We start from the raw sequence: 12,658 nt of genomic DNA on the forward strand, positions 1-12,658 counted from the left end.
CAAGCCCCTCAAGGCGCGGCCTGCGCCTCGACGGTGGTGATGCGCAGGTGTGCGAAGCCCAGCTTGCCGGCCGCGTCCATGGCGGTCACCACCGCCTGGTGCGGCGTCTTGGCGTCGGCGCTGATGGTCAGCGGCAGGCTGTTGTCGCCACCGGACTCTTTCTGCAGGGCTGCGATCAGGCTGTCCAGGTTGCTGTTCAGCAGTTTCTGGCCATTGAGCGCATAGCTGCCATCGGCGGCGATCAGCACTTCCAGCTGCGTCAGTTCGGTCTGCTCCGGCGGCGTGCCAGTGGCCGCCTCCGGCAGGTCGACCTGCATGCGGGTTTCCCGCGTGAAGGTAGTGGTTACCACGAAGAACAGCAGCAGGATGAACACCACGTCGATCAGCGAAGCGAGGTTGATCTCGACATTTTCGCGACGTCCACGTTTGAACTTCACGCCTTCTTGCTCCCCTTGGCCGGCTGGGCATCATCGACCAGGTCGACCTCGCGCTCGCCCTGCACCATCTCGACCAGCTTGATTGCTTCCTGCTCCATACCCACCACCAGCTCGTCGATACGGCGCAGCAGGAAACGGTGGAAGAACAACGCGGGAATCGCCACGATCAGGCCCGAAGCGGTGGTGATCAGGGCCTTGGCGATACCGCCGGCGAGCAGCCCCGGGTTGGCCATGCTGCCGCCCATGAACGAGCTGAAGATGTCGATCATCGCAATCACCGTACCCAGCAGGCCGAGCAGCGGCGCGATACCGGCGATGGTACCCAGGGCGTTGAGGTAGCGTTCCATCTCGTGCACGACACGGGCGGCGGCTTCCTGGATACACTCCTTCATCACCTCGCGGCCATGCTTGGAGTTCACCAGACCGGCGGCCAGGATCTCGCCCAGTGGTGAATGGGCACGCAGTTCCTTGAGCTTCTGATTATTGAGTTGCTTGTCCTTGATCCAGCGCCAGACCTGGGCCAGCAGGTTGGCCGGGGTCACACGGCTCGGACGCAGGGTCCAGAGGCGCTCGACGATGATGCCGAGGGCGGCGATTGAACACAGAATGATCGGCAGCATTACCCAGCCGCCAGCTTTGACCAGTTCCCACACGGTGGCAAATCCCCTTCGCAAAAGTGGCGCCACTCTAGCATAGGGTGGGTGCAACGCCGACCGTCACCGTTCTCATTTTTCCCGCCAAAAGCGGCGCTGTTCACGGAACCACCGTCCGCTTTCCCAGGCACCCAGGTTTACCCGCACAGCCCCCAGTATCGCGGTGTCGTACAGGCGCGCGGAAACGGCCTCGTAACGTGCCACCACCTGCGGCGCCGGATGGCCAAAGGCATTGTGCCGGCTGCGGGAGATCAGGGCCGCCCGGGGCGCCACCGCCTGCAGGAACGGCGCCGAGGACGACGTGCGACTGCCATGGTGCGGCGCCAGCAGCCACTCGGCGCGCACCGGCAAACCGCTTTCGACCAGGGCCCGTTCGGCATGGCGGTCGATATCGCCGGTCAGCAGCAGGCGCTCGCCGTTGGCATCGACCAGCAACACACAGGAGGCTTGGTTGCCGTCCCGGGCAGCATTCCACTGCCAGGTGCTGAAGCGTACGTCGTCCCATTGCCACTGGTGACCGGACCGGCAGCCCCGGGCGTCCAGCGTACCGGGCAAGGCATGGGCCTCCCCGCTCCAGACCTCGGCCACCGGCATCCCGCGCACGATTGCCTCGGCACCGCCCGCGTGGTCATTGTCGGCATGGCTGATCAGCATCAGGTCCAGTGCACCGACGCCCAGGGCGCGCACGGACGGCAGCACCACGCGCTCGCCCATGTCGAAATCGCCGAACCGCGCACCGGCGTCATAGAGCAACGCATGACGGTGCGTGCGCAGCACCACGGCCAGCCCCTGCCCCACATCCAGTACCGTGACCTCGGCCTGCCCGACGGGTGGCCGCTGCGGCGGCAGGTACAGCAGTGGCAACAGGAAGACCCAGCCCAGGCTGCGCAGCGGCACTCCCGACGGCAACAGCAACAGCAGTGCCCCGGCGCCGATCGACAGCCAGGCCCACAAGGGCAGCGCGGCCGGCAGCCAGGCGGCCAGCCAGGTGGCGATGACCGCGAGCAACAGAAACAGCCACTCCAGCAACAGCCCCGCCAGCCATAACAGGCCTGCACCGACCCAGGGCACCGGCAGCAGCATCACCCCGAGCAAGGCGATGGGCACCACCAGGATGCCCACCCACGGCACGGCGATCAGGTTGGCCAACGGGCCACTCATGCTCACCGGAAGCCCAAGGGCCAGCATGAACGGCAACAGGCCGACCGCCATCGCCCATTGCGCTCGCCCCAGCGACCGCCACCAGGGCCACACGCCCAGGCGACCACCGAAGATCAGCACCAGCAGGGCCACCGAACCGAAGGACAGCCAGAACCCGGGCTGCAGGCTTGCCAGGGGTTCCAGGACCAGCACGAAGGCCATGGCCAGCATGAACGGCAGCCACACCCCCAGATGCAGGAAGCGCCAGCGCCACAGCAGGACCATGCCGACCATCACGCAAGCCCGCCGTACCGGCACCTCGAAGCCGGCCAGGAAGCCATAGCCCAGCGCCCCGCTGAAGGCCACCGCGCAGGCCCAGGGCAGCCAGGGCAAGGCCCGCGGCCACCACCCGAGGCGCGCCAGCCCGGCGATCAGGCCATAGATCAGACCGGCCACCAGGCTGATGTGCTGCCCGGAAATGACCAGCAGGTGCACCGTCCCGGTGTCCTGCAGCACCCGCCAGTCGGCCACCGACAACCCCGAGCCATCGCCCAGCACCAGCGCCGCGATCGCCCCTTCACGGCCGTGGGCGGGCGTCGCCAGCACCTGCTGCCGCAGGGCATCGCGCCAGGCGCCGCCGCCCCGCGCCTCGTGAAGGCGCTCGCCACTTTTCACCGTACCGGTTGCACCGAGCCGACGCGCCAGTAGCCAGGCCTCGTAATCGAACGACTGGGGATTGACCAGGCCATGGGGGCGCTTCAAGCGCACGACCAGCCGCCAGGTCTCGCCACCCCGTAGCGACGGCCCGCCGTACCAAGTCAGGCGCAGGGTATTGGGCAGGCTGGCGCGCCGCGATGTCGCGCCCTCCAGTTGAAAACGAACCAGCCCGTCGCGGGTATCCGGCAACCCCACCACCGTGCCCTGCACCCAGAGCGTGCGCCCGTCCAGCGCCGGAGCCAGGCGGTCATCCAGGGCCGACTGGGCGGAGAAAGAGGCCCAGGTCAGGCCAAACAGAAACAGGGCCAGCGGGTAGACACGAAACGGCAGCAGCATCAGCCCGAGCACCGGCATCAGCCACAGCACCCAGGCCGGCGGCAACGCCGGCAGGAAACGCAGCAGGAGCAGGCCTGCCACGAACGCGAACATCCCTGTACGCATGTCATGCTCCCGGCTCCCGTCCCTGGGAGCCCGTCGAGATAGCGAAACGCCGATGGTATCGGCAGCGCCCGTTCACCCTAAGCGCAACCGATGGCGCAGCGCAAACGGGAACGCGACGGGGTGCGCGTCCCGCTGAAACGAAAAAGCCGCTACGGGGTAGCGGCTTTTGTGGTCGTCATGCGCCCATCACTCGTAGCGCAGGGCCTCGGCCGGCTGGATGCGCGACGCCCGCCAGGACGGGTACAGCGTGGCCAGGAAGCTCAGGCTCAGGGCCGCGCTGCAGATCAACAGCACGTCCATGCCCTGCAGGTCGGAAGGCAGGTTGCTGATGAAGTAGACATCCGAACTCAGCACCTGCTGGCCGCTGAGGCGCTCGATCCAGCCCACCAGTTGACTGACGTTCAGCGCTGCCAGCACGCCGAGGACGCCGCCGACGGCGGTGCCGATCAGGCCGATGACCGTACCCTGCACCATGAAGACCCCCATGATCTGGCCGGGCGTGGCCCCCAGAGTCCGCAGGATGGCGATGTCCGCGCCCTTATCGGACACCACCATGATCAGGGTGGCGATGATGTTGAAGGCCGCCACGGCGACGATCAGCAGCAGGAGCAGGCCGATCATGGTCTTCTCCATCTTCATCGCGCTGAACAGGCTGCCCTGGGTCAGGGTCCAGTCACTGGCGCGGTAGCCCTCGCCCAGGTCGGCTGCCACCGCCGCCGACACCTGCGGTGCCTGGTAGAGGTCCTTCAGTTTCAACCGTACGCTGGCCACCTGGCCGGGCTGCATGCGCTGGATGTGCGCGGCGTCGGCGACGTTGAGCAGGGCCAGGGAGCTGTCGAGTTCGGCGCCCACCTTGAAGATGCCCACCACGTTGATGCGCTGCATGCGCGGCGTGATGCCACCCGGCACGGAGCTCAGCTCCGGCACGATCAGCGCCAGCTTGTCACCCAGCTTCAGTTGGAAACGCCGGGCCGTAATCTCGCCGATCACCACCCCGAACTCGCCTTCGCGCAAGTCGCTGAGGCTGCCCTGCACCATGTGCTGGTCGATGATCGAGACCTGCGATTCCAGCGCCGGGTCGACGCCCTGCAACTGGATCGGCTGCATGCCGCCGCGGTAGGACAGCATGCCCTCCAGCTCGGCGAAGGGCGCGGCCGCCACGACTTGCGGGTGCTTGAGTGCGGCCTCGGCGACGACCTTCCAGTCATCCAGGGGCTTCATCCCGCTGATGCTGGCATGGGGCACCATACCGAGGATGCGCGAACTCATTTCCTTCTGGAAACCGTTCATCACCGACAGCACCACGATCATCGCCAGCACGCCCAGGGACAGACCGATCATCGAGGTCAGGGAGATGAAGGAAATGTAATGGTTGCGTCGCTTGGCCCGCGTATACCGCGTGCCGATGAAGATGCTGAGGGGACGGAACATCAGGCGGCCACCAGCTTGCCGTCTTCCAGGCGCAGCACGCGGTCCATCTTCTGCGCCAGCTCCAGGTCGTGGGTCACCACCAGGAACGCGGTCTGCGAGGCGCTGCTCAGCTCCTTCATCAGGTCCTGAATGCCCTGGGCGGTGTGGTGGTCGAGGTTACCGGTCGGTTCATCCAGTAGCACCAGGCCCGGCTGGTTGACCAGCGCCCGGGCGATGGCCACGCGCTGACGCTCGCCACCGGACAGCTCCGCCGGCTTGTGCGCCAGGCGATGGCCCAGTCCGACACGCTCCAGCAGCGCGGTGGCGCGCTGGCGGGCCTCGCTGATCGGGGTCTTGCCGATCAGCAGCGGCATGCACACGTTCTCCAGTGCGGTGAACTCCGGCAGCAGGTGGTGAAACTGGTAGACGAAGCCCAGCGCGCGGTTGCGCAGCAGACCGCGCTGTTTCTCGTTGAGCGCCGACAGCTCCTCGCCCGCCAGCCACACACTGCCGGTGCTCGGGGTGTCGAGGCCGCCCAGCATGTTCAGCAGGGTACTCTTGCCCGAGCCGGAACTGCCGACGATGGCGACCCGCTCACCGGGGTGCAGCTCCAGCTCCAGGCTGTCCAGCACGACCACCGACTGCGGGCCTTCGTCGTAACTCTTGCCCAGGTTGCGGCAGCTCAGGACGGCGCCATCGTGCAGGGTTTGCTTACTCATAACGCAGTGCCTCCGCGGGCTGGGTGCGCGCCGCGCGCCAGGCCGGATAAAGAGTGGCGAGGAAACTCAGGACCAGGGCCGCGCCGCAGACTTGCAGGACGTCGGCCCACATCAGTTGCGACGGCAGGTAATCGATGAAATAGACGTCGGCATTGAGGAATTTGATGCCCAGCACGCTCTCCAGCGCCGCGATCATGGCGCTGATATTGAGGGCCGCCAGGATGCCCAGGCACGCGCCGATGGCCGTGCCGAACACGCCGATCACGGTGCCCTGGACCATGAAGATCGCCATGATCTGGCGCGGCGTGGCCCCCAGGGTGCGCAGGATCGCGATGTCGCCCTTCTTGTCGGTGACCACCATCACCAGCGTGGAAATGATGTTGAACGCGGCCACCGCGACGATCAGCAGCAGGAGCAGGCCGATCATGGCTTTTTCCATGCGGATCGCCTGGTACAGGTTGCCGTGGGTACGGGTCCAATCGCGGGCGTGGTACTCGCGGTCGCCCAGGGTCTGCGCCAGTTCCCAGGCAGTACGCGGTGCCTGGAACAGGTCATCGAACTTGAGGCGGATACCCTGCACCTGATCACCCTGCCAGCGCTGCAGGCGAGCCAGGTCCTGGACGTGGGCCATGGCCAGGAAACCGTCGATCTCGCCAGCGCCCACGTGGAAGATGCCGACCACGGTGAACCGCTTGAGGCGCGGGAACATGCCCGCCGGGGTCACGGTGACCTCGGGTGCGACGAAGGTCACCTTGTCACCAATGCCAACGCCGAGCTTGGCCGCGGCCTTGTCGCCCATGACGATGCCGAACTCGCGGGGTTGCAGGGCCTGCAAGCTGCCCTGCTGGAAGAAGTCGCCGATGATCGACACCTTGGCTTCTTCCGCGGGGTCGACGGCGTTGATCAAAACCTTCTGCACCTTGCCGTCGTTGGTCAACAGCCCCTGCATCTGGCTGAACGGGGCCACGGCCACGACTTGCGGGTGTTTCAGCGCTTCATCACCCAGGGCCCGCCAATCCTTGATCGGCGTCGGGCTCTCGATCGTGGCATGGGGCACCATGCCCAGCACGCGGGTGCGCATCTCATGGTCGAAGCCATTCATCACCGACAGCACCAGGATCATCACCAGCACCCCCAGGGCCAGGCCGATCATCGAGGTCAGGGAAATGAATGACACGAAGTGGTTGCGGCGTTTGGCACGCGTGTAGCGCATGCCGATGTAAACAAACAGAGGTCTGAACATATCGAGGCTGGTTCGAGGGGGAAAGGAACGTCCGTGTGGTGGCGCCAGGCAAGCGACCGTCAAGGCCGCCAAAAACGACAGAGCCAGACTCTCGCTACGCGTTTCGACGGCCTGATACACTCAGACCATCACCGCAGCCCTGGGTTCGCCATGTCGACTCACGATGAAGATGACCGCCGCGAATACTATCGTATCGACGATACGATCGCACTGGATTTCACCCCCTTGTCCAGCGCCGAAGCGCTTGCCAGTGATGAACTCCAGGACAGCTCCCCGCTGTTCAACCTGCTCAGCGACCTGCACCTGATGGACTTCGAGTCGCAGCACCTGCTGCGGCATATCAGCGAACGCGACCGCACGCTGGCCAACTACCTGAAAGTCATGAACAAGCGCATCGACCTGCTCGGCCAGGCGGTCGCCCAGAGCCTGCTGCGCGATATCGGCCCGCCCAAACGCGTGAGCCTGTCCGAAGGCGGGGTCAGCTTCAACAGCCCGCAACAGGTCGCGGTCGGCACCCACCTGGCGATCAAGATGGTGCTCATGCCCCAGGCCCTCGGCCTGCTGCTGCGCGCCAAGGTCATCCACTGCCGCACTCGCCCCGATCAGCAGTTCGACATCGGCGCGGCGTTCGAAGCGTTGACCGACGCACAGCGGCAACTGCTGGCGCGGCATATCCTTCAGCGCCAGGCCCTGGAACGTCGCCAGGCCCGAGAAAACTGATGGGAACCGCCATGCCACGCCTCTTGCCGCTACTCGCCCTGCTCCTGCCGCTGTACGCCACCGCCGACACCCTGCAGATTCCCGTCGGCCAGCAAGGTGCCGACCTCCAGGACTTGCCGCGTCTGGGCGAATCGCGCCGCGCGGTGCTCGAGCGCCACGGGCTGGCCGACCAGGAGCACCCCGCCGTCGGGCAGCCGCCCATTACCCGCTGGGACTACCGCGACTTCAGCGTGTATTTCGAATACGACCATGTGATCAACAGCGTGCGCCATCACCAGCCACGCGCAGTGACGCCCAGCAAGGAGCAACCGTGACCCAGATCTATGGCCATCGAGGCGCCAAAGGCGAAGCACCGGAAAACACCCTGACCAGCTTTCAGCGCTGCCTGGAACATGGCGTGCGCCGCTGCGAGCTGGACCTGCACCTGTCGCGCGACGGCGACCTGATGGTCATCCACGACCCGACGCTCAAACGCACCACGGGCCACCGCGGCAAGGTGGTCGAACACGATGCCGCCGACCTGGTGGGCTATGACGCCCGCAAGGGTGGCCCCGGCTGGAAGGCGCCCTGCCCCATCCCGCGCCTGGACGAACTGTTCGAACGTTGCGATTTCGAGCACTGGCAGCTCGAGGTCAAGAGCGCCTCGAAGGTTCGCGCCGCGCGCACGGTCGAAGCCATCGCCGCGCTGACCGAACGCCACGGCATCACCGACAAGATCACCGTGACCTCCAGCTCCCGCGAAGTGCTCAGCGCCCTGCAGCGCCACACGCCGCACCTGTCCCGTGGGCTGGTGGCCGAATACGCCTGGCTCGACCCGATCAAGGTGGCGCGGCACTACGGCTGCGACCTGCTCGCACTGAACTGGACGCTGTGCACCCCCGAACGCCTGCTCAAGGCGCAGAAGGAAGGGCTGCATGTGTCGGTCTGGACCGTCAACGAGCCCGCGCTGATGCGCCGCCTGGCCGACTTCGGCGCCGACAGTATCATCACTGACTTCCCCGGCCTGGCGGTGGCAACTCTGCAGCCCTGACCCGCGAAAACCGCGCAATAAAAAAACCGGCCCCATGGGCCGGTTTTTCGTTACTGCGTCGCGCCTGGTCAGAAACTCTCCCGGTTAGGCCAGCGCCAGTCGCGGGAGTTGCTGAACGGGTCCTCCCCGACCGGCTCAGGCCACCGGTCGGAGCCGCTCAAAAAAGCCGGTTGAGACCGTCGAACGCGGCCACCCGATAGGCCTCGGCCATGGTCGGGTAGTTGAAGGTGGTGTTGACGAAATACTTGAGGGTATTCGCCTCGCCCTTCTGGTTCATGATCGCCTGACCGATGTGCACGATCTCCGAAGCCTGGTAGCCGAAGCAGTGCACGCCGAGCACTTCCAGGGTTTCACGGTGGAAGAGAATCTTCAGCATGCCCACCGGTTCGTGGGAGATCTGCGCACGGGCCATGCTCTTGAAGAAGGCCTTGCCCACTTCGTAAGGCACCTTGGCCATGGTCAGCTCGTGCTCGTTCTTGCCGATCGAGCTGATCTCCGGAATGGTGTAGATACCGGTCGGGATGTCATCGACGACGCGCCAGCTGCCGTTGTCGACAATGCTGCCGGCGGCCGAACGGCCCTGGTCGGCCGCGGCACTGGCCAGGCTCGGCCAGCCGATCACGTCACCGGCGGCATAGATATTGGCGACCTCGGTGCGGTAGTGCTCGTCGACCTGCACCTGGCCCCGGCTGTTGACCTTGATGCCGATGTTTTCCAGGCCCAGCTTGTCGGTGTTGCCGGTACGCCCGTTGCACCACAGCAGCGCGTCCGCCTTGATCTTCTTGCCGGACTTCAGGTGCAGGATCACCCCGTTGTCCAGGCCTTCGATGCGCTCGTACTCCTCGTTGTGACGAATCAGCACGTTGTTGGTGCGCAGGTGGTAGCTCAGGGCGTCGGAGATTTCCGAATCGAGGAAGCTGAGCAACTGGTCGCGGTTGTCGATCAGGTCGACCAGCACGCCCAGGCCGCTGAAGATCGAGGCGTATTCGCTGCCGATCACCCCGGCGCCGTAGATGATCAGGCGACGCGGCGTGTGGCTGAGGGTCAGGATGGTGTCGCTGTCGTAGACACGCGGGTGGTTGAAGTCGATATCGGCCGGGCGATACGGGCGCGAGCCGGTGGCGATGATGACCTGCTTGGCCACCAGGGTTTCCACCACGCCATTGGGGCACACCACCTCGATGGTCTGCTCGTCGGCGAAGCTGCCGGTGCCACAGAACACGTCGATGCGGTTGCGGGCGTAATAGCCGGTGCGCGAGGTCACCTGCTTGGCGATCACCCGCTCGGCGCTCTTGAGCACATCGGGGAAGGAGAACCAGCGCGGCTCGCCGATCTGGCGGAACATCGGGTTGGTGTTGAACTGCATGATCTGCCGCACCGAGTGACGCAGTGCCTTGGAGGGGATGGTCCCCAGGTGGGTGCAGTTGCCCCCGACCTCACGGCGGCTGTCGACCACTGCCACCTTGCGCCCGGCCTTGGCCGCGTTCATCGCAGCCCCCTCTCCCGCCGGGCCTGAGCCCAATACCACTACATCGTAGTTGTAGACCGCCATGTTTACTCCTCAGATCAGGCCGGAGCGCTTGTGGCGCACCCTCGGCAGGGCCGGCCGCGAATGGTGCGTACCGGCTGTCAATCTATACCGACTCGATCAGCGTTTGCTCGCGTCGTAAGCCAAGTCGGTGCTCGGTGCATCGGTCTTGTCGCGATTGACCTCTTCGCACTTCTCCCGGCTGCCCCCGCAAATCGAGCATTCCTTCTCGATCCCGAGATTGGCGATACCGCCGCAGGAGCCGGCAATCGGCTTGCGGCCCATGATCACACCGATCGCCATCATGCCGACAACCAGCACCATGACGAGAAAAACCACCAAGAAAGTCATTGCTCATCTCCCGCGGCGAATAGCCGCTCGAATTCAGCAGTCGTGCGTGTGACGAAACCGTCGCCCTCACGCGTCACGAAAAAGGCCGCGATAGCGTTACGCTCGGCGAACGCCATGCCCGCATCCGGCCCCAGTACCATCAATAGGGTAGACAACCCATCGGCGCGTAAGGTCGATGGATCGGCCACCGTGACGGCCGCGAGCCTGTGGTCCACCGGCAATCCGGTCAGCGGATTGAGGGTATGGGAGTACCGATGACCATTTTCTTCGAAATAGTTGCGGTAGTCGCCGGATGTGGAAATACCGTAGCCATCAAGTTTCACGATACGCTGCGCGACACGCTGGTCGGCCCGTGGCGCTTCGAGCCCGATGCGCCAGTGACTGCCGTCCGGCTTGAGACCGGCAGCCTTCAACTCGCCAGTGGCTTCCACCAGGTAGCTCCGCACCCCGAGCTCGCCGAGCCGATCGATGATGCGGTCGACCGCATAACCGGCCGCGATACTGTTGAAATCCACTTCGACGTCCGCATCCTTGCACAGGCGCTGTCCATCGATGCGCAGATGATGCTGACCGATACGCTGAAGCGTCTCGGCCAACTGATCGGCGCTCGGTACCGCTTCCCCCTTCGCCTTGGGGCCGAATCCCCACAGGTTGAGCAACGGTTCGAGGGTCAGGTCGAATGCCCCTTCGCTCTCGCGGTGCAGCCGATCACCGGCGCTGACCAGATCCAGTACCCCTTGCGGCATGGGCTGACAGGTGCCCGCAGGCGCCTCGTTGAAGCGTTCGATCAGCGAGTCGGGGCGATAGGTCGATACCTGGGCATCGAGCTCGGCCAGTATGGCCTCGGTCTCGGCCTTGAGCACTGCCGCAGGCGCCACCGCGTCGGTCCGAACGTACTTCACGGAATAGGTGCTGCCCATGGTCGGGCCGCCGAACGTTTCGATGCGCTCAGAAAACCAGCAGCCCGTTAAGGCTGTCGACAAGGCGACAGCGATAACGGGCCGGAGTGCAGCGTAGTGTGTCAGCAACGGATCAGCCGCCGAAGTCGTCAAGCAGGATGTTCTCCTGCTCGACGCCGAGGTCGACCAGCATCTTGATGACGGCGGCGTTCATCATGGGCGGGCCGCACATGTAGAACTCGCAATCCTCGGGAGCTGGGTGATCCTTGAGGTAGTTCTCGAACAGCACGTTGTGGATGAACCCCTTGAGACCGCTCCAGTTGTCCTCCGGCTGCGGATCGGACAACGCCAGGTGCCACTGGAAATTCGGGTTCTCCGCCTGCAGCTGGTCGTACTCTTCGGTGTAGAAGGCTTCGCGCATGGAGCGCGCGCCGTACCAGAAGCTGATCTTGCGCGTCGACTTCAGGCGCTTGAGCTGGTCGAAGATGTGCGAACGCATCGGGGCCATGCCCGCACCACCACCGATGAAGACCATCTCGGCATCGGTGTCCTTGGCGAAGAATTCACCGAAGGGGCCGTACACGGTGATCTTGTCGCCCGGCTTCAGGCTGAACACATAGGAAGACATCTTGCCTGGTGGCAGATCGTCCTTGCCTGGAGGTGGCGAAGCGATACGAATGTTGAATTTGACGATGCCGCGCTCTTCCGGGTAGTTGGCCATGGAGTAGGCACGAATCACGGTCTCGTCGACCTTGGACACGTACTTCCACTGGTTGAACTTGTCCCAGTCGCCGCGGTACTCCTCCTGAATGTCGAAGTCCTTGTAGTTCACCGTGTGCGGCGGGCACTCCAGCTGCACATAGCCACCCGCGCGAAAATCGACGTTCTCGCCCTCCGGCAGCTTCAGGGTCAGCTCCTTGATGAAAGTGGCCACGTTGGGGTTGGACTCAACGGTGCACTCCCATTTCTTCACGCCGAATACTTCTTCGGGTACCTCGATCTTCATGTCCTGCTTGACCGCGGTCTGGCAGGACAGGCGCCAGCCCTCCCGGGCCTCGCGCTTGGTGAAGTGCGATTCCTCGGTGGACAGCATCTCGCCACCACCGCTCTCGACGATGCACTTGCACTGTGCACAAGTGCCGCCGCCGCCACAGGCCGAAGACAGGAACACGTTGTTCGCCGCCAGGGTCTGCAGCAGCTTGCCGCCGGCTGGTACCACGATGGTGCGTTCGCCGTTGATCTCGATGTTCACGTCACCGCTGGAAACCAGCTTGGCACGCGCTACCAGAATGATCAGCACCAGCGCCAGGACGATGGCCGTGAACATGCCGATCGCCAGAAAGATTTCATAGTTCATCTGTTCATTCCTT

The 12,658-nt window shown here is 64.8% G+C and carries 13 protein-coding genes; 3 read left to right on the forward strand and 10 right to left on the reverse strand.

The annotated features are described in order from the left end of the window. Window positions 1-8: 8 nt before the first annotated feature. The 6 genes from N5C28_RS01080 to N5C28_RS01105 form a co-directional block, all read right to left on the reverse strand. A complete protein-coding gene (locus N5C28_RS01080) occupies window positions 9-437 on the reverse strand; it encodes a biopolymer transporter ExbD (protein WP_279819124.1) in 429 nt (142 codons plus the stop codon). Continuing rightward, window positions 434-1,090, reverse strand: a complete 657-nt coding sequence (locus N5C28_RS01085) for a MotA/TolQ/ExbB proton channel family protein (RefSeq protein ID WP_279819126.1) — start codon at window positions 1,088-1,090, stop codon at window positions 434-436. The genes N5C28_RS01080 and N5C28_RS01085 overlap by 4 nt, the downstream gene beginning before the upstream one ends. A 72-nt stretch (window positions 1,091-1,162) precedes the next feature. Then, window positions 1,163-3,376, reverse strand: coding sequence for a DNA internalization-related competence protein ComEC/Rec2 (locus N5C28_RS01090; RefSeq protein WP_279820302.1), 2,214 nt, complete (start codon window positions 3,374-3,376; stop codon window positions 1,163-1,165). A gap of 198 nt (window positions 3,377-3,574) precedes the next feature. Next, entirely contained in the window at window positions 3,575-4,819 is a 1,245-nt protein-coding gene (locus N5C28_RS01095; protein ID WP_279819128.1) for a lipoprotein-releasing ABC transporter permease subunit, read from the reverse strand. Next, window positions 4,819-5,502 (reverse strand): lipoprotein-releasing ABC transporter ATP-binding protein LolD, encoded by a 684-nt coding sequence (gene lolD, locus N5C28_RS01100; protein WP_279820305.1) that lies wholly within the window; start codon window positions 5,500-5,502, stop codon window positions 4,819-4,821. The genes N5C28_RS01095 and lolD overlap by 1 nt, the downstream gene beginning before the upstream one ends. Window positions 5,503-5,509: 7 nt before the next feature. Next, complete coding sequence (locus N5C28_RS01105; RefSeq protein ID WP_279819131.1) at window positions 5,510-6,760, reverse strand: lipoprotein-releasing ABC transporter permease subunit; 1,251 nt, start codon at window positions 6,758-6,760, stop codon at window positions 5,510-5,512. A gap of 150 nt (window positions 6,761-6,910) precedes the next feature. On the opposite strand from N5C28_RS01105, the gene N5C28_RS01110 reads away from it, so the two are divergent. The 3 genes from N5C28_RS01110 to N5C28_RS01120 are packed head-to-tail and all read left to right on the forward strand — an operon-like array spanning window position 6,911 to window position 8,510. Continuing rightward, a complete protein-coding gene (locus N5C28_RS01110) occupies window positions 6,911-7,480 on the forward strand; it encodes a PilZ domain-containing protein (RefSeq protein ID WP_279819134.1) in 570 nt (189 codons plus the stop codon). Between the two features lie 11 nt (window positions 7,481-7,491). Then, window positions 7,492-7,794 carry a phosphodiesterase gene (locus N5C28_RS01115; RefSeq protein WP_279819136.1) on the forward strand — a complete coding sequence of 101 codons (303 nt, stop codon included), beginning with the start codon at window positions 7,492-7,494 and terminating at the stop codon, window positions 7,792-7,794. Next, on the forward strand, window positions 7,791-8,510 hold the full coding sequence (locus tag N5C28_RS01120; RefSeq protein WP_279819139.1) for a glycerophosphodiester phosphodiesterase: 720 nt from the start codon (window positions 7,791-7,793) through the stop codon (window positions 8,508-8,510). Before N5C28_RS01115 ends, N5C28_RS01120 begins: the two co-directional genes overlap by 4 nt. 157 nt (window positions 8,511-8,667) lie before the next feature. Here N5C28_RS01120 and sthA read toward each other — a convergent pair whose 3' ends face one another. The 4 genes from sthA to nqrF all read right to left on the reverse strand — a co-directional run bounded on the left by sthA (window position 8,668) and on the right by nqrF (window position 12,645). Continuing rightward, window positions 8,668-10,062, reverse strand: a complete 1,395-nt coding sequence (gene sthA, locus N5C28_RS01125; protein WP_279819141.1) for a Si-specific NAD(P)(+) transhydrogenase — start codon at window positions 10,060-10,062, stop codon at window positions 8,668-8,670. A gap of 96 nt (window positions 10,063-10,158) precedes the next feature. Next, window positions 10,159-10,389: a (Na+)-NQR maturation NqrM gene (nqrM, locus tag N5C28_RS01130; protein WP_279819143.1), complete on the reverse strand. Its 231-nt coding sequence runs from the start codon at window positions 10,387-10,389 to the stop codon at window positions 10,159-10,161. Continuing rightward, on the reverse strand, window positions 10,386-11,309 hold the full coding sequence (locus N5C28_RS01135) for an FAD:protein FMN transferase (protein WP_279820308.1): 924 nt from the start codon (window positions 11,307-11,309) through the stop codon (window positions 10,386-10,388). Before N5C28_RS01135 ends, nqrM begins: the two co-directional genes overlap by 4 nt. A gap of 112 nt (window positions 11,310-11,421) precedes the next feature. Beyond that, entirely contained in the window at window positions 11,422-12,645 is a 1,224-nt protein-coding gene (nqrF, locus tag N5C28_RS01140) for an NADH:ubiquinone reductase (Na(+)-transporting) subunit F (protein WP_279819145.1), read from the reverse strand. Between the last annotated feature and the right edge of the window lie 13 nt (window positions 12,646-12,658).

The sequence above is a fragment of the Pseudomonas sp. GD03944 genome (assembly GCF_029839275.1).
Lineage (GTDB): Bacteria > Pseudomonadota > Gammaproteobacteria > Pseudomonadales > Pseudomonadaceae > Aquipseudomonas.